General features: G+C 51.3%; 21 protein-coding genes. 8 read left to right on the top strand and 13 right to left on the bottom strand.

Annotated elements, in window-relative coordinates:
* The first annotated feature begins 6 nt into the window (after window positions 1-6).
* The gene (gene trmFO / locus ACSTTO_RS06810; RefSeq protein ID WP_439272403.1) at window positions 7-1,410 is read left to right on the top strand and encodes a methylenetetrahydrofolate--tRNA-(uracil(54)-C(5))-methyltransferase (FADH(2)-oxidizing) TrmFO; all 1,404 of its coding nucleotides are present in this window, start codon (window positions 7-9) and stop codon (window positions 1,408-1,410) included.
* On the opposite strand, the gene ACSTTO_RS06805 is transcribed toward trmFO, so the two are convergent.
* Window positions 1,402-1,734: a hypothetical protein gene (locus ACSTTO_RS06805; RefSeq protein ID WP_439272402.1), complete on the bottom strand. Its 333-nt coding sequence runs from the start codon at window positions 1,732-1,734 to the stop codon at window positions 1,402-1,404. The two genes, trmFO and ACSTTO_RS06805, sit on opposite strands and share 9 nt — an antisense overlap.
* Window positions 1,735-1,790: 56 nt before the next feature.
* Here ACSTTO_RS06805 and gatB point away from each other — a divergent pair, with 56 nt between their 5' ends.
* Window positions 1,791-3,290, top strand: coding sequence for an Asp-tRNA(Asn)/Glu-tRNA(Gln) amidotransferase subunit GatB (gene gatB, locus ACSTTO_RS06800; protein WP_439272401.1), 1,500 nt, complete (start codon window positions 1,791-1,793; stop codon window positions 3,288-3,290).
* Window positions 3,290-3,793, top strand: a complete 504-nt coding sequence (locus ACSTTO_RS06795) for a GNAT family N-acetyltransferase (RefSeq protein WP_439272400.1) — start codon at window positions 3,290-3,292, stop codon at window positions 3,791-3,793. Before gatB ends, ACSTTO_RS06795 begins: the two co-directional genes overlap by 1 nt.
* Window positions 3,794-3,865: 72 nt before the next feature.
* Here the strand turns inward: ACSTTO_RS06795 and ACSTTO_RS06790 are convergent, their stop codons facing one another.
* Both ACSTTO_RS06790 and ACSTTO_RS06785 read right to left on the bottom strand, forming a co-directional pair.
* Complete coding sequence (locus ACSTTO_RS06790) at window positions 3,866-4,798, bottom strand: bile acid:sodium symporter family protein (protein ID WP_439272399.1); 933 nt, start codon at window positions 4,796-4,798, stop codon at window positions 3,866-3,868.
* A 219-nt stretch (window positions 4,799-5,017) separates the two neighbouring features.
* Complete coding sequence (locus tag ACSTTO_RS06785; RefSeq protein WP_439272398.1) at window positions 5,018-5,704, bottom strand: helix-turn-helix transcriptional regulator; 687 nt, start codon at window positions 5,702-5,704, stop codon at window positions 5,018-5,020.
* Window positions 5,705-5,854: 150 nt separating this feature from the next.
* Between ACSTTO_RS06785 and ACSTTO_RS06780 the strand changes: the two genes are divergently transcribed.
* On the top strand, window positions 5,855-7,276 hold the full coding sequence (locus ACSTTO_RS06780) for an MFS transporter (protein WP_439272397.1): 1,422 nt from the start codon (window positions 5,855-5,857) through the stop codon (window positions 7,274-7,276).
* A 37-nt stretch (window positions 7,277-7,313) separates the two neighbouring features.
* Here the strand turns inward: ACSTTO_RS06780 and msrQ are convergent, their stop codons facing one another.
* From msrQ to gltX, 4 genes are all read right to left on the bottom strand, one after another.
* The gene (gene msrQ, locus ACSTTO_RS06775; protein WP_439272396.1) at window positions 7,314-8,009 is read right to left on the bottom strand and encodes a protein-methionine-sulfoxide reductase heme-binding subunit MsrQ; all 696 of its coding nucleotides are present in this window, start codon (window positions 8,007-8,009) and stop codon (window positions 7,314-7,316) included.
* Window positions 8,010-8,022: 13 nt separating this feature from the next.
* The gene (gene msrP, locus ACSTTO_RS06770; protein ID WP_439272395.1) at window positions 8,023-8,976 is read right to left on the bottom strand and encodes a protein-methionine-sulfoxide reductase catalytic subunit MsrP; all 954 of its coding nucleotides are present in this window, start codon (window positions 8,974-8,976) and stop codon (window positions 8,023-8,025) included.
* 282 nt (window positions 8,977-9,258) lie between these two features.
* Window positions 9,259-10,551 carry a citrate synthase gene (gene gltA, locus ACSTTO_RS06765; protein WP_439272394.1) on the bottom strand — a complete coding sequence of 431 codons (1,293 nt, stop codon included), beginning with the start codon at window positions 10,549-10,551 and terminating at the stop codon, window positions 9,259-9,261.
* A 354-nt stretch (window positions 10,552-10,905) separates the two neighbouring features.
* The gene (gltX, locus tag ACSTTO_RS06760; protein ID WP_439272393.1) at window positions 10,906-12,324 is read right to left on the bottom strand and encodes a glutamate--tRNA ligase; all 1,419 of its coding nucleotides are present in this window, start codon (window positions 12,322-12,324) and stop codon (window positions 10,906-10,908) included.
* Window positions 12,325-12,580: 256 nt separating this feature from the next.
* Between gltX and ACSTTO_RS06755 the strand changes: the two genes are divergently transcribed.
* Window positions 12,581-15,214: a ComEC/Rec2 family competence protein gene (locus ACSTTO_RS06755; protein WP_439272392.1), complete on the top strand. Its 2,634-nt coding sequence runs from the start codon at window positions 12,581-12,583 to the stop codon at window positions 15,212-15,214.
* A gap of 212 nt (window positions 15,215-15,426) precedes the next feature.
* Here ACSTTO_RS06755 and lexA read toward each other — a convergent pair whose 3' ends face one another.
* The 6 genes from lexA to ACSTTO_RS06725 form a co-directional block, all read right to left on the bottom strand.
* On the bottom strand, window positions 15,427-16,149 hold the full coding sequence (gene lexA, locus ACSTTO_RS06750) for a transcriptional repressor LexA (RefSeq protein WP_439272391.1): 723 nt from the start codon (window positions 16,147-16,149) through the stop codon (window positions 15,427-15,429).
* A 325-nt stretch (window positions 16,150-16,474) separates the two neighbouring features.
* Window positions 16,475-17,695, bottom strand: a complete 1,221-nt coding sequence (locus ACSTTO_RS06745) for a molybdopterin molybdotransferase MoeA (RefSeq protein ID WP_439272390.1) — start codon at window positions 17,693-17,695, stop codon at window positions 16,475-16,477.
* A gap of 60 nt (window positions 17,696-17,755) precedes the next feature.
* Complete coding sequence (gene moaC / locus ACSTTO_RS06740; RefSeq protein WP_439272389.1) at window positions 17,756-18,229, bottom strand: cyclic pyranopterin monophosphate synthase MoaC; 474 nt, start codon at window positions 18,227-18,229, stop codon at window positions 17,756-17,758.
* A 19-nt stretch (window positions 18,230-18,248) separates the two neighbouring features.
* Window positions 18,249-19,046, bottom strand: a complete 798-nt coding sequence (gene trpC, locus ACSTTO_RS06735) for an indole-3-glycerol phosphate synthase TrpC (protein WP_439272388.1) — start codon at window positions 19,044-19,046, stop codon at window positions 18,249-18,251.
* A 1-nt stretch (window position 19,047) separates the two neighbouring features.
* Window positions 19,048-20,070, bottom strand: a complete 1,023-nt coding sequence (gene trpD / locus ACSTTO_RS06730) for an anthranilate phosphoribosyltransferase (protein WP_439272387.1) — start codon at window positions 20,068-20,070, stop codon at window positions 19,048-19,050.
* Window positions 20,071-20,135: 65 nt separating this feature from the next.
* On the bottom strand, window positions 20,136-22,025 hold the full coding sequence (locus tag ACSTTO_RS06725; RefSeq protein ID WP_439272386.1) for a SurA N-terminal domain-containing protein: 1,890 nt from the start codon (window positions 22,023-22,025) through the stop codon (window positions 20,136-20,138).
* Window positions 22,026-22,309: 284 nt separating this feature from the next.
* Here ACSTTO_RS06725 and tpiA point away from each other — a divergent pair, with 284 nt between their 5' ends.
* The 3 genes from tpiA to ACSTTO_RS06710 all read left to right on the top strand — a co-directional run bounded on the left by tpiA (window position 22,310) and on the right by ACSTTO_RS06710 (window position 24,511).
* Entirely contained in the window at window positions 22,310-23,074 is a 765-nt protein-coding gene (gene tpiA / locus ACSTTO_RS06720) for a triose-phosphate isomerase (RefSeq protein WP_439272385.1), read from the top strand.
* 111 nt (window positions 23,075-23,185) lie between these two features.
* The gene (gene secG, locus ACSTTO_RS06715; protein ID WP_439272384.1) at window positions 23,186-23,581 is read left to right on the top strand and encodes a preprotein translocase subunit SecG; all 396 of its coding nucleotides are present in this window, start codon (window positions 23,186-23,188) and stop codon (window positions 23,579-23,581) included.
* A gap of 279 nt (window positions 23,582-23,860) precedes the next feature.
* Complete coding sequence (locus ACSTTO_RS06710; RefSeq protein WP_439272383.1) at window positions 23,861-24,511, top strand: L,D-transpeptidase; 651 nt, start codon at window positions 23,861-23,863, stop codon at window positions 24,509-24,511.
* Window positions 24,512-24,582 lie beyond the last annotated feature (71 nt).

Raw genomic sequence — 24,582 nt, 5'->3', positions numbered from 1 at the left:
CAAAACATGTCCACTATATCCTCATATCAACCGGTTCACATTATCGGCGGCGGTCTTGCCGGCAGCGAAGCAGCCTGGCAGATTGCCAATGCCGGTATCCCTGTCATTCTTCATGAAATGCGCCCTGTGCGCGGTACCGATGCACATAAAACAGAAGGATTGGCAGAGCTTGTCTGTTCCAATTCTTTCCGTTCGGATGATGCGAAGACCAATGCCGTTGGCGTGCTGCATGCAGAAATGCGGCTTGCCAATTCATTGATCATGGCCTGTGCGGATGCGCATCAGGTGCCTGCCGGCGGTGCGCTTGCTGTAGACCGCGACGGATTTTCCAATGCTGTTACGGCCAAACTTGAAGCGCATCCGCTTATTACCATCAGGCGTGAGCTGATTGAGGGGCTGCCGCCCCAAGACTGGGGCAATACGATTATCGCCACAGGGCCGTTAACCGCGCCGGAGCTTGCTGAGGCGATTGCACAGGAAACAGAGGCTGATTCCCTTGCATTCTTTGATGCAATTGCGCCGATTATCCATTTCGACAGTATCAATATGGATGTGTGCTGGTTCCAGTCACGCTATGATAAAGTCGGCCCGGGCGGTACGGGTAAGGATTATATCAATTGCCCGATGAATAAAGAGCAATATGCGGCTTTTATTCAGGCATTGATTGACGGTGAGAAAACTGAATTCAAGGAGTGGGAAGGCACACCTTATTTTGACGGTTGCCTGCCGATTGAAATCATGGCCGAGCGTGGCTTTGAAACCCTGCGTCACGGCCCTATGAAGCCGATGGGGCTGACAAATGCCCATCAACCCGACATCAAGCCCTATGCTGTGGTGCAGTTGCGGCAGGATAATGCGCTTGGCACGCTTTATAATATGGTCGGTTTTCAGACCAAGCTGAAATATGGTGTGCAAACGCAGATTTTCCGCATGATTCCGGGGCTGGAAAATGTGGAATTTGCCCGCCTTGGCGGCTTGCATCGCAATACCTATCTTAATTCTCCTATATTGCTGGATAAGAGTTTGCGGCTGAAATCGCGTCCGCAAATCCGGTTTGCCGGCCAGATCACCGGCTGTGAGGGCTATGTGGAATCATCAGCCATGGGGTTGCTTGCCGGGCGGTTTGCCGCAGCCGAGCAGCGCGGCGAGGTGTTGCCGCCGCCGCCGGTGACCACAGCTTTTGGCGCTTTGCTTAATCATATTACCGGCGGGCATCTTGTGAGCGATGATGAGCCGGGCAAACGTTCTTTCCAGCCGATGAATGTCAATTTTGGTCTGTTTCCGGAAGTGAATATTCCGAAACAGGAGGGCGTGCGCTTGCGCGGCAAGGAAAAAACACTGGCTAAAAAACAGGCGCTCAGTGTGCGGGCGTTGAATGATTTTAAAATCTGGTTACAGCAGTCAGACTAATGGGATACAGGGGGGCGGAAGCGCCGGCATTTTCATATTTTCTGTTTGCCGGCGCTGAAATAGTGCTGAAAAGTCAGAGACCACTTGCCAGTCGGGCCGGTTTGTTTTAGCCAGAAGCGTGAGAGACGGCAGAGGAATACCAATGCCGGAATGACATGTGCCGCACCTGAATATAGTTGTTGCCTGCATGTCGGCTTCTTGAGTTTGTTGCATTGCCGCAATGCTTGAACAAGAATGATTTGAGCCTGCGGGGTGCTTCGGGGCAGTTTTCTCTTCCTGCCGGAAGAGGGGCGCTCCGGTTATTTGTTTTAAACGCAGTTTCATAAGGTAAGCCGGTTGCCACTTTTGCCTGAAACTGCTCCAGCAGAGATTTGTGAGCCATGTCCATTATCGATACACGCACACCAGACCCGAAACGACTGATCTCCGGCGCTACCGGTGACTGGGAAGTGGTGATCGGGATGGAAGTCCATGCGCAGGTGACTTCCAATTCCAAACTGTTTTCCGGGGCTTCCACTGAATTTGGCGCAGAACCGAATGCCAATGTGTCACTGGTTGATGCAGCCATGCCGGGCATGCTGCCGGTTATCAATGCGGAATGTGTGGCGCAGGCTGTTCGCACCGGCCTTGGCCTGAAGGCGAAGATAAATCTGAAATCGGTTTTTGACCGTAAAAATTATTTTTATCCTGATTTGCCGCAGGGCTATCAGATTTCACAGTTTAAACAGCCGATTGTGGGTGAGGGAACGGTAATTGTTTCTGTCGGGCCTGATTCCAAGGGCGGTTTTGAAGATGTGGAAGTGGGAATTGAGCGCGTGCATCTGGAGCAGGATGCCGGCAAATCAATTCATGATCAGCACCCTAATATGTCTTATGTTGATCTTAACCGTTCCGGCGTGGCGCTGATGGAGATTGTTTCCAAGCCGGATATGCGCTCTTCAGATGAGGCGCGGGCTTATCTGACCAAATTGCGCACAATCCTGCGCTATCTCGGTACCTGTGACGGCAATATGGATCAGGGCTCAATGCGTGCGGATGTTAACGTATCGGTGCGCCGCCCGGGTGCGGAATTCGGCACACGCTGTGAGATAAAAAATGTGAATTCCATTCGCTTTGTTGGTCAGGCGATTGAATATGAAGCGCGCCGCCAGATTGCTATTATTGAAGATGGCGGCGAGGTTGAGCAGGAAACCCGTTTGTTCGATCCTGCAAAGGGGGAGACACGCTCCATGCGCTCCAAGGAAGAAGCGCATGATTATCGCTATTTCCCGGATCCTGATCTTCTGCCGCTGGAATTTACGCAGGATTATGTGGATGAGCTGGCCGCGCATTTGCCGGAATTGCCCGATGATAAGAAAATGCGTCTGATTGAGACAATGGGCTTATCCGCTTATGATGCGTCTATTCTGGTAACGGAAAAGGCCATTGCAGATTATTTTGAAGCCGTGGCAGAAGGCCGCGATGGTAAAACTGCCGCCAATTGGGTGATCAATGATTTGCTTGGCGCTTTGAACAAGGCCGGTAAGGATATTGAAGAGGCGCCTGTTTCTCCGCAGCAGCTTGGCAGCATTCTTGATTTGATCAAGGAAGGCACAATTTCAGGTAAAATTGCCAAGGAACTGTTTGAGATCGTGTGGAATGAGGGCGGTGATCCGAAAGAGATTGTTGAAGCCCGCGGCATGAAACAGGTCACGGATACCGGAGCGATTGAAAAAGCGGTTGATGAAATTATTGCAGCTAATCCGGAAAAAGTGGCGCAGGCCAAAGAAAAACCAACACTGGCCGGCTGGTTTGTGGGGCAGGTGATGAAGGCAACCGGCGGCAAGGCTAACCCGCAGGCTGTGAATGAACTGGTTAAAACCAAGCTCGGGCTTGAATAATGTGGCTGCGCTCTGCCAATAAGGATGATTTGCAGGCTGTGCATCAGCTGCTTGTTAAAACCTGGCACGCCACATTTGATGACGTGCTGGGGGCTGAAACAGTCAATAAAGTTACCGGAGAATATCACTCAATTGCCGCATTGAGCCGCAACCTTGCAAAACCGTATTCTGAATTTGTGGTGGCGGATGACGGTGAGGGCAGGCTGGTGGGAATGGCTTTTGCCAGCCAGAGCAAGCAGGCTGTTGCGCAATTGCACCAGCTTTATGTTGATCCGGAATATCATATTCAGGGGATCGGCACTATGTTGCTTGCCGAGATGGAGACGGCTTTTCCGGATGTGGAAAAACTGGCTCTGGAGGTGATTGCAAAAAACCACAAGGCTGTGGAGTTTTATCGCCGTAAAGGTTTTGAAAAGACCGGCGAGACCACAGATTGGGGCACGCTTGAGCTTGATATATTGATTTATAAAATGGAAAAACCGCTGGCGGGCTGGTCTGTGTAGCTAAACAGGGTTTTTTAAAAAAAATGGCGCGGCCTGCCGGTCGCGCCATTTTTATTTTATTGATAAGAAGAATTATTTATCATCTTGCATGCGCGCAAAATAATTGGCCAGCAATGCGCCGGATATATTGTGCCACACGCTGAAGATGGCGCTTGGCACAGCTGCCAGCGGCGAAAAATGCGCATTGGCAAGGGCAGCGCCAAGGCCGCTGTTTTGCATGCCGACCTCAACAGCGATTGCCTTGCGTTTGGCAAGCGGCATGCCGGTTGCCTTGCCGGCAAAAAAGCCGAGCAGATAGCCGATACCGTTATGCAATACCACTACAGCAAAGATCAGCAGGCCGGAAGTGGCAATGGCTGCTTTGCTGCCGGCTACAACCGCGGCAACAATCAGCACAATGCCGGTTACGCTTACCAGCGGCAAAACCGGCACGGCAGCCCTGACCACGCCGGGAATAAGTTTTTGTGCGGCAACGCCAAGAGCCAGCGGCACGAGGATGACCTTAACAATGCTGAGGAACATTGCCATTGCATCAACCGGCAGATAGGCGCTGGCAAAGAACCAGACAAGAAAAGGTGTAACCAGCGGAGCTGTTAATGTGGTGACGCTGGTGCAGGCAACAGAAAGCGCAACATCGCCTTTTCCAAGATAGGTCATGACATTGCTGGATGTGCCGCCGGGGCAGCAGCCAACCAGAATAACGCCGGCCGCAACTTCTGGCGACATGGGGATAAATCTGGTGAGCAAAACCGCCAGAAGCGGCATAATAAGAAACTGAGATGCCACACCAATAGCAACATCAAAGGGACGCCGCACAACCTCGCGAAAATCATCAAGCGAGAGTGTGAGCCCCATGCCAAACATAATAATGCCGAGCAGTGTAACAATATAGGGGCCGAAGAGTTTGAATGTATCCGGAAAAACAAATCCGAGAACGGCAAATAACAAAACCCAGACCGCAAAGGTTTTGCCAACAAATGCCGAAAACGATGCAAGCGCCTTCATTTGCAAATAGTCCTTTTATAAATGCTCAAACCGCAGAAGACCGCTCCGGAACAGCGCAGGATTGTTTCCGGTAAAAGCAGTAAACTGTACTGGATATGGCATGCTCTAAAGGCTGTATGCATTTAAGGCAAGTTATTAATGTAAAAATAAAATCTTCACGGCGTAATAAAATGAGGCAGTTTCGGGCTGCATGATGGCTGAAATTACAAAATCAGAAATTTAGCATGCGCCATTGGCAGGGAAAATGCGATAAGCGCAGCGTCTTGCGCCATGCAGGATATGTTCACAGCGTTCAATCACATAATTATCGCCGAGAACAGCCTGAAAAATATTGAGCTCCGAACGGCAAAAACCGCGGCAGCTTGTTGCTGCGGCACATATCGGGCAGTGGTTTTCGATCAAAAGCCAGGTGCCGTCATGCTGTTTGCGCCATTCAGACATATAACCTTCTTCGCTTCGCAGGCGGGTAAGGGCGGCAATGCGTTGTTCTGTCTCTGATATGCCGGACATGGCTGCGCGGTAGTTTTCCAGCATTTCCTGCTCGCGCAAAGCGATAATCTGCTCAGTCAGCCCTTCACCAAGGGCATTCATATGGCGCAAAAGGGTAACCGTCAATTCGGCATGGCTATCGGGAAAGCGGCTGTTGCCCTTCTCTGTCAATTGCCATAATTGCACCGGCCTGCCTGCGCTGTGCCGCTTTTCAACGGCGCAAGTCTCAACCAGTTTTTCCGCCGCACATTTTTGCAATTGCTGGCGTATATTCTCCGCACTGCTGCCGGCAAGTCTGGCCATTGCTGATATGGTCAGGGGGCCGCGGGTTTTTAAGAAAAACAACAGGCGCGCCGCCGTGTTTTGTTGTGCGGTACCATTTTTTCCATTCAAAGTGATAATGCCAGAACTTGACATTTTTTCTCCCTCTGAATATTCCAAGCAAATACTTGCTTAAATAGCGGCTTTGTCAGGGCTTGGCAACCCGACCGGATTTTTCCGGTGAAAATTGAAGAGAAAACCCGAATTTTCCGGGCTTGAAATTTTGGCGCCGCTGCGGAGATTTGAATGTCTGATCCAGCTTCACTTGTCAGTCATCATAAGGTTGGCTGGGGAGATTTGTTGACTGGCAAAAATGCCGTCCGCTCCGTGGCACTTGCGGGCGGTGTCGCGCTCCACGCAATCAATGTTTATATTGCAACCACCATATTGCCTTCTGTTGTCGCAGATATTGGCGGGCTTGATTATTATGCCTGGAATACAACTTTGTTTGTGGTGGCATCCATTATCGGCTCCACATTGGCGGTCAAGCTGTTGCGTGCCACAGGGCCGCGCAGGGCTTATGCGATCTCGGCCTGTATTTTTGCACTGGGCACGTTGATTTGTGCCCTGTCACCAACAATGCCGGTATTGCTGGCAGGGCGGTTTATACAGGGGTTGGGCGGCGGTTTTATGCTGGCCTTGTCCTATGCGATGATCCGCATCGTGTTTCCGGAAAGCCTGTGGCCGCGTGCTATGGCGCTGATTTCGGGCATGTGGGGTGTTGCCACTCTGGTTGGACCTGCCATTGGCGGTGTTTTTGCTGAAATCGGGCAATGGCGTGCGGCTTTCTGGGCGGTTGCACCCGCAGCTCTGCTATTTGCAATGATGGCGTTTTTTGTGCTGCCGGATGTGCGCCATGAGGAGGATGCCAACCGGCTGCCTTTTCTGCAGCTCACATTGCTGACACTTGCCGTTTTTGCCGTTTCACTTGGCAGTGTCAGCCCGGAAATTATCTGGAATCTGGCTGGTATCAGCAGTGCGGCAGTGCTGATCGCGGTGATGATCCGCCTTGATGCTGTCAGCAGTAAACGCTTGTTGCCGCGCGGTTCTTTCAATCTTGCCAGGCCTTTGGGGCCGGTGATTGCCACAATGTCGCTTCTGGCTTTGACCGTAACTTCTGTGGAAGTGTTTATTCCGCTGTTTTTGCAGATTTTGCATCATCAATCACCGCTGGTTGCCGGTTATCTGGCCGCGTTGATGGGCGCAGGCTGGACACTGGGATCAATTATGAGTTCCGGCATTGCCGCGCGTCATGTGCGTGATGTTTTGATTATTGGCCCGCTCACCTCGTTTGCCGGCATGATTTTGCTGCTTTTATTGTTGCCGATCCGCAGTGAGGGCAGCTATCTCGAATTATTGCCGCTCTGTGCCGGTTTTGTTGCCGTTGGCTGCGGTGTGGGGATGACATGGCCGCATTTGCTCACAAGAGTGCTGAAAGTGGCGCCATCGGATGAAAAAGACCTGGCTTCAACGGCTATTACCACGGTGCAGTTGTTTTCTGCAGGGCTTGGCGCGGCTTTGGCAGGCATGGTCACCAGTTTGGGAGGATTGGCGGTGCCGGGCGGTGTGACAGGCACAGCCAGTGCTGCGTTCTGGTTGTTTTTTTGTTTCGGTTTCGGGCCGTTGCTGGCGTTTTTCTGCGCTTCAAGAATTGTGAAGCACTGGTAAAAGAAACAAGTAAAACATGATGAAGAAAACTGACCGGTTAAAACCGGTCAGTTTTCTTATAGGCCAGATATGGCTTGCGGATAAAGCGCCACAAAATCAATGCAGTGACGATGGCGCTGTAAATGAGTGGCTGCGGCGGCCAGCTTTTTACAGACAATAAAAAGTGCACACAACCGGCAAGAGCGATAAGATAGATCAGCCGGTGCAGGCTTTGCCATTTGCTTTTTAAATGGCGGATTGACCATTGATTGGATGTCAGCGCCAGCGGAATAAGCAGGATAAAAGCAGCAAAGCCGATAATGATATAGTTTTTGTGGGTTATATCCTTGATAATATCCGGCCAGTTCAGCCCGCGGTCGAGAATGATATAAATGGCCAGATGCATGGCTATATAATAAAAGCTCAAAAGACCAAGCGCACGGCGATAGGGCAGAAAATTGATCCGGAACAAATCACGCAATGGTGTGACAAGCAAGGTGAGAATAAGAAAACGCAGCCCCCAAAGCCCTGCTATATGTTCAAACTCTTTTACCGGATTGGCGCCGAGCTGATTGCTGGCCGCCAGCCAGAATGCCCAGAATGCAGGCAGAAGGCCAAGCGGATAAATGCCCCAGCGCAGCCACGGATTATTCGGAATTTTCAATGGTGCGCGGCGTGCAGACTGTTTTTTTTTCTTCTCAGTTGCCGCAGAACGCGGCAGGGAGATGGTTGTTTCCGGTTGTAATCGCTTCATGCTCACCTGCCGTTTAATAGTATTTTGTCAAATCCATACCACTGTAGAGTTGTGCAACATGCTCGCCGTAACCGTTAAATGGCAGCGTTTCGCGCCGGTCTGGTGAGAAAAAACTGCCGCTGCCGATGCGTATTTCAGTTTTCTGGCTCCAGCGCGGGTGATCAACCGCCGGATTGACATTGGCATAAAAACCATATTCGGCAGGGTTTTGCATATTCCATGCTGTTACGGGCTGTTTATCGGTCAGGGTGATTTTGACTATGGATTTGATACCCTTGAAGCCGTATTTCCATGGCACAACAAGGCGCACCGGTGCGCCGTTCTGATTGGCGAGCGGCTCACCGTAAAGGCCGGTTGCCAAAATGGTCAGCGGGTTCATAGCCTCATCAAGGCGCAGCCCTTCACGATAAGGCCAGTCCAGAACCGGAAACAAGCCGCCAACGCCTGGCATTTCCTCAGGCCGCAATGCTGTTTCAAAAGCGACATACTTGGCCGAACCAAGCGGCTCAACGCGGTTTAAAAGTTGCGCGAGCTGAAAGCCCTGCCAGGGAATAACCATTGACCATGCCTCAACGCAGCGCATCCGGTAGATGCGCTCTTCAATGGTCATGGTTTTGATAAGGTCATCAATGTCAAAAACTGCAGGTTTTGCCACCATGCCGCCAATTTCGATTGTCCAGGGCTGCGTTTTGAATTTTCCGGAATAACTGGAAGGATCAGATTTTCCGGTGCCAAATTCATAAAAATTATTATAGGTGAGCACCGAGTTTTTCGGGGTCAGTTTTTCATCGGTCTTAAAGCCGTCGGCACTGTCTTTGGCCAGAGAGTTTTCCGGTAAAAGTCCGTTCAAGGAAAGCCCGATACCTGTTGCCAGACCGGATTTGATAAATTCACGACGGCACAGATAAAGTGTTTTGCTGGTAATTTCTGATGCAGCGATACCGGATCTGAAAAACGATCTTGGCATATTCTCTCCTTTCGCAATGCTGCTGGCGGCATTTGGAGCGCAAAAGGAAACGGGAATAGAGTACTTCAACTTTTCACAAAAACGCTAAAGTGCTCTTTTTGTTTCACGCTTGGAGATGCGAAAAACCGCTCACACTTCGGGCTCGGAAATACCTGGCTCTGCCTTCAATATTATAAGTAAATCTGTGGTGGTAATTGGTTCAGAATAAGGGAGAAAAACGCCAAAAATATTGCGGGCAATAAAAAAGGCTCCCGGAGGAGCCTTTTTTCAACAAAAATTTGATTATTTGCGCTTTGCAAGCGGAATAAAATCGCGCTTTGCATGGCCGGTATAAAGCTGGCGCGGCCGGCCGATTTTCTGCTGCGGATCTTCCACCATTTCCTTCCACTGGGCAACCCAGCCAATGGTACGGGCAACAGCAAACAGAACGGTAAACATTTCTGTAGGGAAGCCAAGCGCCTTCAGGGTGATGCCGGAATAGAAGTCGATATTTGGGTAAAGCTTCTTTTCAATGAAATATTCATCGGTCAGGGCGATATTTTCAAGTTCCATTGCCACATCAAGCAGCGGATCATCCTTAATGCCAAGTTCACCCAGCACTTCATGGGTGGTCTTCTGCATGATGCGGGCACGCGGATCATAATTTTTGTAAACGCGGTGGCCAAAGCCCATCAGACGGAACGGATCATTCTTGTCTTTTGCGCGGGCAATATATTCCGGAATGCGGTCAACCGTGCCGATTTCTGAAAGCATGTTCAATGCAGCTTCATTGGCGCCGCCATGGGCAGGGCCCCACAGGCAGGCAATGCCGGCAGCAATACAGGCAAACGGGTTTGCTCCCGAAGAGCCGGCAAGACGCACAGTTGATGTGGAGGCGTTTTGTTCATGATCGGCATGAAGAATGAAAATACGATCCATAGCGCGGGCGAGAACCGGATTAACTTTATATTCTTCGCAAGGCACAGCAAAGCACATATGCAGGAAGTTGGATGCCAGATCGAGATCATTTTTGGGATAAATGAAAGGCTGACCCACATGATATTTATAGGCCATGGCAGCCAGTGTCGGCATTTTTGCCAGAAGGCGGATAGAGGCAACCATACGCTGATGCGGATCAGTAATATCGGTTGAATCGTGGTAGAAGGCAGACATTGCGCCGACGCAGCCAACCATAATGGCCATTGGATGGGCATCACGGCGGAAACCGTGGAAGAATTTGGCCATCTGCTCATGAACCATTGTGTGACGGGTCACGCGGTAGTCAAAATCTGCTTTCTGGGTTTTGGTTGGCAGTTCGCCATAAAGAAGCAGGTAGCAGGTTTCAAGAAAATCGCCGTGTTCGGCAAGCTGCTCAATCGGATAGCCGCGGTGCAGAAGCACGCCTTCATCACCATCAATATAAGTGATTTTAGATTCGCAGGAGGCGGTTGATGTAAAGCCAGGATCGTAGGTGAAAGAATTGGTATTTTTGTAAAGCGGGCCGATTTCGACGACGTCCGGTCCGATAGTGCCCTTACGGACCGGCAATTCAGTGGAATTGCCATTGAGGGTAATAGTCGCTGTCGTATTAGACATGCTTGTTCCTTTCATCATCGCGCTCACTGCTTTGGGATGCAGTAAATTGATGCATAATTCCCGGAGTAAAAATATAAATCGCAGTATTATGCATTGAAAAACACAGTTAAGGCATTTTAACCGGTGCTGCCAGTTTGAAAAATACCTTCAGGCAGCATATGCGCAAACTTCATGAAATTTGCGAATGATGCCCTGCAGAATTCACGGCTCAAACTATCGTAAATATAACGCGTTGCAATGGAGAAATTTCAATTTGGAAGTACAAATTTCCGTCAATTGACAAATCTTCACCACGGAAGCCGTTTTGAAAGGGTAAAAGCGCCGCAGCCAATAGTCAGTGCGGCGCTGAACAGGCTAAATTGCCTGATCTTTAATGCGGGCAAGTGCCTCTTCCCGCCCAAGAACTGCCAAAACATCAAAAACACCCGGTGAGGTGGCGCGCCCCGTGAGGGCGGCACGCAGGGGCTGGGCAATTTTCCCGAGTTTCAGGCCGGTTGATTCTGCATGGGCGCGTATAGCGGCATCCAGAGCTTCGGCAGTCCATTCTGCATTTTCAAGCTTTGGTAATACGGCTTTGAGCACCGCACGGCCTTCTTCATTGAGCAGGGCAGCGGCCTTTTCATCCGGCTGCAGTGGGCGCGAGACAAACAGGAATTTTGCACCATCTGCAAGTTCCACCAGGGTTTTGGCGCGGTCTTTAAGCCCCGGCATTGCCGCAACTAGTTGTGCCCTGCGTTCATCCGTCATTTTTTCAAGCAGTTCCGCCCCCCCTTCAATAAAGGGCAGCACATCAATCAGCGCCTGTGTCAGTTCTTCAGGATTGCCGGCGCGGATATATTGGCCATTAATGGCTTCCAGCTTCTGAAAATCAAAACGGGCAGCCCCTTTATTGATATCCTTGGTATCAAACCATTCAATCATCTGGTCCATGCTCATGATTTCATCATCACCATGGCTCCAGCCAAGACGCACCAGATAATTGCACAATGCTGCAGGCAAATAGCCCATGGCACGATAGGCCTCCACGCCCAAGGCGCCATGGCGCTTGGAGAGCTTGGCGCCATCTGCTCCGTGAATCAGCGGGATATGGGACATTTTAGGCACATCCCAGCCCATTGCCTGATAGATAATGGTTTGGCGGGCGGCATTGGTGAGGTGGTCATCGCCACGGATAATATGGGTAACACCCATATCATGATCATCAACCACAACCGCATGCATATAGGTTGGTGTGCCATCAGAACGCAGAATGATAAAATCATCGAGATCTTTGTTGGGAAAGCGTACTTCACCCTGCACATCATCATGCACAATGGTTTCGCCTGTTTGCGGCGCCTTGATGCGAATAACCGGCTTTACACCTTCTGGTGCCTGCGCCGGATCCCGGTCGCGCCAGCGGCCGTCATAGCGCGGCGGGCGGCCTTCAGCGCGTGCCTTTTCGCGCATTTCATCCAGCTCTTGCTGGCTGGCATAGCAATAATAGGCTTTGCCCGCTTTCACCAGTTCTTCAGCCACTTCACGATGGCGGGGCGCGCGTTCCCATTGCGAGATAGCCTCACCATCCCATGTCAGGCCAAGCCATGTCAGCCCTTCAAGGATAGCCGCGGTTGCCGCTTCAGTGGAGCGTACGCGATCCGTATCCTCAATGCGCAGCAGCATTTTACCGCCGGTATGTTTGGAATAAAGCCAGTTAAACAGTGCCGTGCGCGCACCACCAATATGCAGAAAGCCGGTTGGTGATGGCGCAAAACGGGTTATAACGGGTGATGACATAGGTCGCTCCGTATTTTGCAGCAAAATAATAAAACCTTACGTATATATCCGAATATATGGCGATAAGAATGTAATTGGCTGCCTCTCGATTTCTTGTGCTGTTCATGTAGCATAGGCAGCACAACGTGCAAGACTTTAGCGAAAAATCAGAACACAGAACCGGTGTTTAATAGCATAAGACGCAAGAATTCTGCGTTAAAATGGCTGATTTAAACGAATTCTTGCATGGCTGTCAGATGCGGGGGCAGGGCGACAGATGAATAAAGGCAATGACGGTGAGAACAGCCGCCGTTCAGGCAAGAGTGAGTCCCGTCGGGATTGTGACGGGGCGGTGATTGCGGCTGCGCTTATGCAGCCGGGTCTAAAGCTGACAGATGAGCAATCCATGCTTGGTATTGCCGGTGGCAGGGGACTTGCCGGTGATGACGGGCCTGCCCCTGGCGATGGGGCAGCACTTGGCGGGGTTGCACTTGGCGGGGCACAAAACAGCCTTGACGGGGCGGAGGTAATTGCCCGCAACATTGCTGATCAGGGCGCGGATTTTATACGGGAGCAGCCTGCAAAGGCAAAAATCGCCTATAGCCTGCTGCGTGAGGCCGGGCAGAAGGCTGCGGGAAAACTTGGCAGGGCTGTGCTTTTTGAATATGAGCGCGGTGCGGTTTTTCTGCTGGTTGTTATTGCTGCCGGCACTGGTGTTGTACATTATTTTTCATTGCTTGCAGAGCCATATTGGATGGCCTTGGCAATTCCGGCTGTTTTGCTGTCATGCCTGTTGTTCTTGTTGCGTGATACGCTGATAAGGCGAACAGGGCTGATAATGGCTCTGGCTTTTGTGGGTGGTATGGTCTCTGCCAAATGGGAGACGGAACGCCATGCAACACCAATGCTTGGCAGTGCGGTTTCAACCGTATTAACCGCACGTATTATCTCTATGGAGCAGGAGGCGCAAACAGCAGGGGGCAAGCCTGGGCGCTGGCGCATTGTGGCAGATGTGCTGGCAACGGAAAAACCGCATTTGCGCCATGCGCCGCAACGATTGCGCCTGACGGCAAGAGATTTGCCTGCCTTGGCAGAAAATGGTGCCGTTCTTAAAGGGGCGGTGAGGCTGCGCCCACATGGCGGGCCCGTTCGTGCCGGACAATATGATTTTGCTTTTCATGGGTTTTTTCGAGATATTGGCGGTAATGGTTTTTATCTTGGCGTGCCCAGACTGGTTGCTGATTTTGATGGCAATATTGCTTCCGGCTTATCAGAAACGCTTCGTGCAATGATTGGCGGGATGCGGGCGGCAATTGCCGGCAGAATTATGCAGGCCTTGCCGGGAGAGGAAGGGGCGGTGGCGGCGGCGCTGATCTCCGGCCGGCGGGCAGGGATCAGCGAGGATACCAATGAGGCGCTGCGCATTGCCGGACTGGCACATATTTTGTCAATCTCAGGCCTGCATCTGGCTTTGGCCGCGGGCATTGTTATGGTCGCCATACGCGGTTTTGCCGGCCTGTTTCCTGCATTGTCGCTTTATTATCCGGTAAAAAAAATCGCAGCTTTTTTGTCTTTGCTTTCTTCCGCTTTTTATCTGGCGGTTTCCGGAGCGGATGTGGCGGCGCAGCGCAGTTTTATCATGCTGGCTGTGATGCTGGGGGCGGTTTTGCTCGACCGGCAGGCGCTGACAATGCGTAATCTGGCAATTGCTGCATTGTTCAGCCTTGTGATTGCGCCGCATACGATTCTGGGGCCGAGTTTTCAGATGTCCTATTCGGCAACAGGGGCACTGATTGCAGGCTTTGCGTGGTGGAAACTGCATAAACGCCACAAAGCTGATCTGAAAGGCAAATGGGGAAGAAAAGGTAAAAAAAGCATAGCCGATAATAAGATTATAAAATTTCTGGGTGGTACGGCTGCCACATCATTGCTTGCGGGCACAGCCAGCGGGCTTTATGCTGCTTTTCATTTTAATAATATGGCGCCGCTTGGCCTGTTGGGCAATGCGCTGGCAATGCCGGTTATTTCACTTTTGATTATGCCTTTTGCGGTAGCGGCATTGCTGCTCATGCCTCTGGCAATGGAATGGCTGCCCTTGCAGGTGATGGGCAAGGGCGTGGAACTGGTAAAATATATTGCGCATTTTGTTGCGGATATCACACCGGATCTTGTGCCGGGATTGATGCCCGCACCCGCATTGCTGTTATTGAGTGGCGCTATGTTGACGGCGATGATTTTAACCAGCTTTTTGCGGATTATATCTTTAATTTTGCTTGCCATAGGCGGTTTTGTATTTTTTACCGCGCCCTTGCCGGATATTATTATCTCTGAAGACAGCAAACTGGTTGCAGTGCGCCAGCAAAACCGGCTTTATGTCAACCGTGCCCGCCCATCGGCATTTATCATGGATAACTGGCAAAAAGCCTATAAGGCTGAAATTGTGCCGCCGTTAAAAAACAACCTGATAATACAGGGGTTTATCTGTGAGGAAGGGCTTTGCAGTTTTGAATTTGATGACGGGTATGTGCTTGCCTATGCGCAGGATCGTGATGCCGCACAAATTGCCTGTAATATTGGAGATATAATAATTCTGGCTTATGCGGGCGAGCAAAATTGTGCACGGTTGCGCCGCCAGAATATTATAGAAACACATGATGCGATAAAAAAAGAGGGGGAAAAGAGTGCCGGAAAAACCGGCCTTGCCAATATTACCGGCATTGAAACAGAGCCGCTTGTGATTACCCGCCAGCAACTGGCATTGAAAGGTGTGGCTGAAATTTATTTGCCGCAGCGAACAGCAGAACGGCCATTTTCCGCTGCGCGGATTACATTTGCAACAGGTGCGCCACAGCGCCCGTGGCATTTATACCGTCTTTACTCGCGGGCAGCGCGTAATCTGGCTGACAAATAACAGAACAATTTAAAAAGCGGCCCGAACCGGAACAAAGCACCGGAGCTGCTCTGATTTTTGTTTTTGCATAATAAACACGTAAAAACACTTTGCATAAGAATGCGAGCAACATTTTGCCTTTTGCGCTACATATGCCTGTTTTGTTGAAACCGGATATCTTCTTTAAAAAAGAATATCCGGTTATTTCGTATGGCCTGAAAATGCTATATCCGTCAGTAGCGGCGCAGCAAACCCACCAGCTTGCCCTGAACGCGCACACGATCAGGGCCGAAAATCCGCGTCTCATAGGCCGGATTGGCAGCCTCAAGCGCAATGGAAGCGCCTTTGCGGCGAAAACGCTTCAGGGTTGCTTCTTCATCATCAACCAATGCGACAACAATCTCCCCGGCATTGGCGGAATCTCCGCGGCGGATAATCACAGTATCGCCATCGAGTATGCCGGCTTCGATCATTGAATCGCCCCTGACTTCGAGCGCATAATGCTCGCCGCTGCCCAGCATTTCCGGAGGGAGGGTGATCATATGGGTTTGTGACTGGATGGCTGAAATCGGCACACCGGCAGCAATGCGCCCCATAACCGGAACACTGATGCCGGGGGCAGCATCAGGATCAGCGGCAGGGGGGGCTTTTCTGGGCAGTTCTGTTACGGTTTTTCTGCCAAGATCGCCCTGAATGACACTTGGGGAGAATTTCTTCTGGCTGTTGAGCCCCGGTGCAATGGAATCCGGCAGGCGGATAACCTCCAATGCGCGGGCGCGATTGGGCAGACGGCGAATAAAGCCTCGCTCTTCCAAAGCTGTGATCAGGCGGTGAATGCCGGATTTTGAAGCAAGATTGAGTGCATCCTTCATTTCATCAAAGGAAGGGGGGATGCCGCTCTCTTTCAGCCGGTCATGGATAAACAGCAAGAGTTCATGTTGTTTACGCGTCAGCATCTTACACTCCCAAAGCCTTAAATTTATCTGCCATGCCATTGCGGCAAAGCGGCAGATAAAGCCGCCGTGCTGAAATAAGCAAACCGTGCGCACGAATACGGTTATAAGAATCAATATTAAAAACAAATACAGAACGAACACTATATGTTCCAGTATTGTTCTGCAAGCTTTAAAAAAGGGTTGCTGTTTGCATTTATCACCCTTTTACCGCGCAGAGGAAAAAACAGATCCTGAATATATGTAGATGGTTTTGATGTCCTATATGTATAAATTTAAAAAATTTTTTATAATTAACAAGTTATCGTGTTTTATTGTCTTTCTGTGCTCAGCGCAGCAGCAAAATTTTGCAGCTTTCTCCCTTTTGCGCCGGTTTTGCAAAAGGTTCTCTGATCAGCAAGGCATCCGCACGGGCAATGACTGTGAGCATGGAAGAATCCTGAACCGGCAATGGTGTTGCCATAAGTGCGCCGCTATCCGAGCGGCTAAGGCTTGCACGCACATAATCACGCCGGTTGCCGTTGGCGGACATATCCTGCGCCAATATGGCTTCATCTAGGCGGGTGGCGGGTGCTTTGCCGGCCATTTTGGCAACAAGGGGTGCCAGAAAAACATAGGAACAAACAAGGCTGGAAACCGGATTGCCCGGCAGGCCAAGCACCTGCAATGGTGATTTATTTTCACGCTTTAACCGGCCATACATCAAAGGCTTGCCCGGACGCATGGCAATTTTATAAAAACTCAGCTCCACACCGCAATTGGTGAGTGCCTTATGCACCAGATCATGATCGCCCACGGATGCGCCGCCAAGTGTTATCAAAATATCTGCGTCGGATGCAGCAACATTATAAACAGCCTGTTCAATGGCTTTAAGATCATCAGGTATAATGCCAAGATCACTGGCAAGGCCGCCGTTGAGGCGCACGATTTCTGCCACACCATAGCTGTTGGAGCCGATGATTTGATTGACGCCGGGAAGGGTGCCGGCAGGCACCAGTTCATTGCCGGTGGCAAGAATGGAAACTTGCGGGCGGCGATAAACCTCAAGCTCTGCAAAACCTGCGGCGGCAGCAAGAGAAAGTGATGCCGGATCAAGCACATGGCCGCTTTGCAACAGGCATTGACCATCACGGAAGTCCAGCCCGTTCAGCCGGATGTGGCGGCCTTGCTCTACCCCTTCAAGAAGGGTGATGCGGGTGCCGTCTGCCTGTGTATTTTCCTGAATAACAACAGTATCGGCACCGGCTGGCAGGGGGGCGCCGGTAAAAATGCGCACGGCTTCACCGCTGTTTACAACGCCGTCAAACCCCTTGCCGGCGGCAGATTCTCCGATAAGTTTCAGCGTGGCCGGCAAATGTTGCGCATCAGCAAAACGGATTGCATAACCATCCATTGCAGATGAATCGAATGACGGCTGATTGAAAGTTGCAAAAAGAGGAGAAGCGAGCACACGGCCACCCGCCTCATGCAGGCAGACAGGCTCGCAACCATCAGGCATTTTATCTGAAAGAAGGCGCTCCAATGCTTCATCAACCGGTAATAATGCCATGAAACTCCCCCTCCTTATAAACGCAGTAATTCAACGCAGCAGTTTGAGGCGGCAGACTTGTTAACGTTGCCAGTCGCCGGATTTTCCGCCGGTTTTTTTCTCTACCATTATCTGGCTGATGATCATGGTTTTATCTGCGGCCTTTGCCATATCATAAATGGTCAGGCAGGCGATGGAAACCGCAGTGAGCGCCTCCATCTCCACGCCGGTTTTGCCGGTCAGTTTTACTGTTGCCATGACACGCAAGCCCGGCAAAGCTTCATCCGGTTCAATATCAACGGCAACTTTGCTCAGCATTAACGGATGACAAAGCGGAATGAGATCGGCGGTTTTTTTGGCTGCCATGATACCGGCAAGCCGTGCCGTGCCGGTTACATCGCCTTTGGCGGCATTGCCGGAGAGGATCAGCTCCAGCGTCTGTTTTTGCATGATAACGCAGCCTGATGCACTGGCAATGCGGGTGGTGTCGGCCTTATCGCCGACATCAACCATATTTGCTGTTCCGTTTTCATCAAGATGCGTGAGCCTGCTCATTTGCCTTTTACCTCACAGTTTATTCTGTGCCGGTCAGAAGCTTGCGCGTGGCAGCAGTGACATCCTGCTGGCGCATCAGGCTCTCGCCGATAAGAAAGGTGCTGATGCCGGATTTTTGCAGGCGCAGGCAATCTTCATGCGTGAAAATGCCGCTTTCTCCTACCAGAATCCGGTCATCCGGCACCATATTTGCCAAGCGTTCACACACGGCCAGATCCACCTCAAAGCTGCGCAAATTGCGGTTATTAATGCCGAGAAGGCGGGATTGAAGCTTCAAGGCGCGTTCCATTTCCGCCTCATCATGCACTTCAATCAGCGCATCCATGCCAAGTGAAAAGGCGGTTTGTTCCAGTTCCTGCGCCAATGCATCATCAACACTTGCCATGATGATCAGGATGCAATCTGCCCCCCAGTGGCGGGCTTCATAAACCTGATAAGGGTCAAACAAAAAATCCTTGCGCAGGGCAGGCAGGGAACAGGCAGCGCGTGCCTGCTGCAAAAATTCCGGCGCGCCCTGAAAGCTTGGCGTGTCGGTGAGAACCGAAAGACAGGCCGCTCCGCCATCCTGATAAGCCCCGGCCAATGCCGGAGGATCAAAATCCGCACGGATCAGACCTTTAGAAGGGCTGGCCTTTTTTATCTCTGCAATCAGGCCGAAACTGCCGGCCGCCCGTTTTGCTTCCAGTGCTTTGAGAAAACCACGGGCAGGGGGCTGGGCTGCTGCTGCTTTTTTCACCTCATTCAGGGGCATATGTGCCTTGGCTCTGGCAATTTCCACCCGTTTATAGGCTTCAATTTTTTTAAGAATATCCGTCATATCATGCACCTGTGGTGCTGTTGGAAACAGCAATCAATTGCTCAAGCCGTGCTTTTGCAGCGCCGCTGTCAATTGAGGCGGCGGCAAGGGTAATGCCTTCTTTAATATCTGCGGCTTTGCCGGCAATCACCAGTGCAGCGCCTGCATTGAGCAGCACAATATCGCGATAAGGGCCTTCCTCACCATTGAGCACGCGCAGCAATGCCGAGGCATTATGAGCGGCATCACCACCTTTGAGATCGTTGAAAACCACACGTTTGAGGCCAACATCCTCCGGTGTGATTTCAAATTCAGTGATAGTACCATTATGCAATGCCGCAATATGCGTGGTGCCGGCGGTGGTCATTTCATCCAGTCCGTCACCATAAACCACCCATATATGCTCGGAGCCAAGCTCCTTAAGCACTTTGGCAATCGGCAATACCCAATCCCGCGAGAAAACACCAACTAGCTGATGCTTGACACCAGCCGGATTGGCCAGCGGCCCCAGCAGGTTGAAAATTGTGCGCGTGCCAAGCTCTACACGGGCAGGGCCGACATGGCGCATGGATGAATGATGCATTGGCGCAAACATGAAGCCAAGGCCAGCCTCATGAATGCAGCGGCTGATTGTTTGCGGATCGGCCTCAATATTAATGCCAAGTTCGGCCAGTGTGTCGGCCGCACCGGAGCGGGAGGATAAAGCGCGGTTGCCGTGTTTGGCAACCGTTACACCGGCACCTGCCACCACAATGGCTGCGCAGCTTGAAACATTATAGGAGCCCGATTGATCGCCACCGGTACCGACAATATCAATTGCGCCTTCGGGGGCTGCAACGGGCACCATTTTGGCGCGCATGGACTCCACCGCGCCGGCAATTTCTGCAACCGCTTCTCCGCGCATGCGCAGCGCCATCAGAAAACCACCGATTTGCGCCGGAGTTGCCGAACCGGACATCATAATGTCAAATGCCGCTTTGGAATCTTCCTTTGTCAGGGGAATGCCGCTTACAGCTTTGGCGATATAGCTTTTGAAATCTGACATTGTGCTCTCAATATTCTCAGAAAAGAGCCGGATAATTTAAGATATTATCCGTCCTGATCATCGGTTTAAAATGCCAGCGCTTGATCAATCAGCGGCTGATTGATCCGCACCGGATATTCACCCTGCAGACGGCCGACAAGCTGCTCCAGAAGATCATCGGAAATACGGGCGGCAATGGCATTGCGCGTATCCTGCGGCAGGCTCTCTGCGCTGACACCTGCCGGTTCCGTGGTTTCTGTAATCTGATACAGGATTTGCGTGTTTTTGCTGATGCCGGGTGCAACACCGCTGGATTTATCCGGCCCGCTGAAGATTTGCGCAATAGCAGCTGCTGAAAGCTCAGAATCCTTGGAATTGCGTGTCAGGCCGCGTTTGATTTGTTTTTCAACTCCGTTTGCCTGTGCAATTGCGTCCATGGTCTCGCCGGCAGCAAGGCGCTTGCGCAGCTCCTCTGCTTTTGCGCTCAGGCGTTTTGCTGCTTCATCCTGCTTCCATTCCGCAATAACCTGGTTTTTCACCTCATCAAATGTTTTGTCACGGGCAGGGGTGATATTATCAACCTGATACCAGATATAGCCGCGCTCCGGTGTTGGCAGGGCATCATTATCAAAGCCCTGATCCGCCTGGAAAGCAGAGGAAAGGAAGCCTGGAAGCTGCGGAAGGCCGGCAACGGTCTTGCCGTCAATACCCTTGCCTTCTGCATCCACCGCATCAATGGTTTTCATTTTCAGCTTAAGCTTTTCTGCAGCCTGCGCCATGGTGGCGCCGTTGCCACGTTCTTCCTCATAGGAATCATGCACGGCGTTAAGTGAAGACAGCGCATGTGTGAGCGCGAGGGTTTTGCGGATTTCCGGTTCAACCTCGGCCTGTGTCTTCACGGTTGCAGGCGTAATGGCACTGACATGCAGGATAACAGGCCCGAAAGCGCCTTTTACCACATTGCTTGTGCCATTGGCGGGTAGGGCAAAGGCTGCATCGGCAATAACAGCATCAGGCAGCTCCCCTTTGGTGAAAGTGCCAAGTCTGACATCATCAGGCTTTTTACCGCTCTCTTTTACAAGATCGGCAAAGCTTGTGCCGGATTTGAGTTTTTCAACAGCTGCTTTTGCTGCCTCATCATTGGCAAAGTTCAGCTGATCAATGGTACGCTTTTCTTCCGTGGAGAAGCGGGCAATGTTTTTCTTGTAATAGTCCTCAATCTCTTCAGGCGTTACATCGCTTTCATTGGCAATATCCTGCGCTTCAAGCTGCACATAGCTGATTTTGCGATATTCCGGTGCGCGATAGTTTGATAAATGGCTCTCATACCATTTTTTCAATTCAGCCTCATCCGGCATGGCAATCGTATCAGGATTTTCTTCTGTGAGGGTGATGAAATCAATGGTGCGGCTCTGGCCATCATAGAGAGCCAGTGCTTTCAGCAGGGTTTGCGGTGCCTTTGCACCGTCAGACACAGCTTCAACAATTTGCTGACGCAGGGCATATTTGGTGCGGTTGTTGAAATAATCCTGCGGGCTCATGCCAGCCTGCCGCAGTACGGCATTAAATTGCGCATTGGAAAAGCGGCCGCCGGCATCCTGAAATGCCGGATCCTCACCGGTGAGGCGGGCAAGGTGATCCTTGGACATGCCAAGCCCCATGGTGCGCGCCTGCTCATCCAGCAACACACCGGCGACAAGCTGCGCGGTGACCTGATTTGGAACACCAAGCGCCCTGGCCTGATCACGGGTCAGCTGCTGCTGGAACTGGCGCGACAGCGCAAGCAATTGGCGGTCATAGGCAAGGCGGTATTCTGTGGGAGAAACAGAAGAGCCGCCGGCCTCAAGCACTGAATTGCTACCGAAATTCTCACGGAAAACGTCTGCAACACCCCAGGCGGCAAAAGAAAGGACAAGAATCCCGAGGAGAAGTTTGGAAATCCATGATTGGGACGCATCACGCAAGCTGTCGAGCATAGAAGTACCTTTGCGGAGTAAACTCACTTTGTTCACTAAAGGGGATAACCGCCGATGTCATGACAGTCAAACAGAAACCTGTTTGCAAGAGGGCAAAGACGAAAAGAATTTTGATATTATCGCTGTTTTGCGATGCCTTGCTGTTGTGTTTGGGGATTTGCTTTCAGATATGAATTTGCTAGAGCATTGCGCAAAATCGGCTGAATCAGGCCGGCAATCGTGCGGCGCATCAATAATATGCCGCACAAGGCCATAAAATACGGCCACAAAACAAGGAGGGTGGAATGACCCCGGAAATACGTCCGCTTGTTGCGGGAAACTGGAAGATGAACGGCACCGGTGAGCAGCTTGGCGAGTTGCGTGCCATTGCCGCCAATCTTAGCACAGATATCGGCCGTAAGTTTGATGTTGTTATCTGTGTTCCTGCCACTCTTGTTTCCCGCGCGGCTGCTACGCCCGAGACTGAGGCTATTGGTGTTGGCGGGCAGGATTGCCATGCGGCAGAGGCCGGCGCCCATACGGGTGATATTTCTGCGCAGATGCTGAAAGAAGCCGGCGCAAGCCATGTGATTGTGGGCCATTCCGAGCGCCGCACAGACCACCATGAAAGCAATGCCGATGTGCGCGCCAAGGTTGAAGCAGCCTGGAAAGCCGGCCTGACAGCCATTGTCTGTGTTGGTGAAACTGCCGAGCAGAAACAGGCCGGCCAGACACTTGATATTGTGGGAGAGCAGATTGCCGGTTCATTGCCGGAAGGCGTGACGCCGGAAAATACGGTTGTGGCCTATGAGCCTGTCTGGGCTATTGGCACCGGTCTGACCCCCACAGTGGCGGATGTGCGCAATGTACATGCCTTTATCCGCTCAAAATTAATTGAGCGTTTTGGCGCAAAGGGTGCGCGTTTGCGTCTGCTTTATGGCGGCTCGGTCAAGCCGGCCAATGCGGTTGAGCTGCTTGGCATTGCCGATGTGGATGGTGCGCTTGTTGGTGGTGCCAGCTTGAAAGCCACTGATTTTCTGGCGATATGTGATGCTTATCGCGTGCTTTAATTTGCGCAAATCCGGCCTCTTTTGCAACCAGATGGTTGCGCAGGGCCGGATTGTCGGTTAAATCCGTGTAAAAGCCGTCTCTCAATAATTTATGAAAGCAGACCGGAACCCATGCAAACCGTTCTTATTGTTATTCATCTCTTGATTGTCCTCGCCCTTGTTGGTGTTGTGCTGATTCAGCGTTCTGAAGGCGGCGGTCTTGGTATTGGCGGCGGTTCCGGGTTTATGACAGCGCGCGGCGCGGCCAATGCACTTACGCGCACAACGGCGCTTCTTGGTGCCGGCTTTTTTGCCACATCGCTGATTTTGGGCATTATGGCTATCCATGGCGAGCGCCCGAGCGATATTCTCAACCGTATTCCGGCTGAAAGTGGTTCGCAGACAGCGCCATCAAATGGCAAGGGTATTCTGGATCAGCTTGGCGGCGGCACAACAACACCTGAAGCCGCGCCAAAAACTCCGGAAAAGCCTGAAGCTCCGGCAAGCTCAGTACCAAGCTCTCAGTAAATAAGATTTAAATCTTTGAACAGCCCGCCATAAACCGGCGGGCTTTTTACTTTCTTCAGATTGTTTTAAGTTTCGCCGGGCATCCTTAAATCTCAGTCTGACAGTAAATGGTCAGAAAATGTGTTGCAGCTGTGCCATAGATTGAAGGATTTAATCTGTGTGTAACATATTGCCCGTTGAGACCGGTCAGGCTTTGGCATATCTAAAAATTAATCTGCTTTGCTTAATCTTCCGCTTGTTTGAACAGAGCGGTGCCAGAGGGTGTTACGGAAAAGCCTCATGATTTCATCACGTGTTCTCATTGCCGGTTTTGCCGGCTTGTGCCTTGGCCTGTCCGCGCTGACCGGTCAGGCTTTTGCTCAATCTGCCAGTGCCGCTTCTTCGCAGGATGCAAGCGTGAAGGCAGCAAAATCAGCTAAGAAAAAAGCCCCTGTCCAGAAGGCTGCACGGGGCAAATATAATATTGATCCCAAATATAAGGCGCAGACCGTGCCTTTTTCCGGTTATCCGGTGGGCACAATTGTTGTCGATCCTGCCAAATATTTTCTCTATCTGGTGGAGACGCCAACCACGGCACGCCGCTATGGTATTGCTGTGGGCAAGGTTGGCCTGCAATTTAAAGGCAGTGGTACAATTCAGGCAAAACGTGAATGGCCGCGCTGGATTCCTACCGCTGATATGATCAAGCGTAATCCGGAGCATTATGGCCGTTTTAAAAACGGAATGGATGGCGGAATGGGTAATCCGCTTGGTTCGCGCGCGCTTTATCTCTTCCAGGGTAATAAAGATACTTATATCCGTATTCATGGCACAGTGCAGCCGTGGACAATTGGCAGCTCGGCTTCCAATGGTTGTTTTCGTATGACCAATGAGGATGTTATGGAGCTTTATGAGCGTGTTAATCTGGGGGCAACGGTTGTTGTTCTGTGATATTTTGGTTTGATGAATAAAAGCCGGCCTTGTGCCGGCTTTTTTCATTTTATGATATTTTATAAAAAGTT

Origin of the sequence: Pseudochrobactrum albidum, assembly GCF_051851455.1 — a bacterium.
Taxonomy (GTDB): domain Bacteria; phylum Pseudomonadota; class Alphaproteobacteria; order Rhizobiales; family Rhizobiaceae; genus Pseudochrobactrum.
The sequence above is the reverse complement of the archived record's forward strand: the minus strand, read 5'-3'. Positions and strand labels throughout refer to the sequence as shown.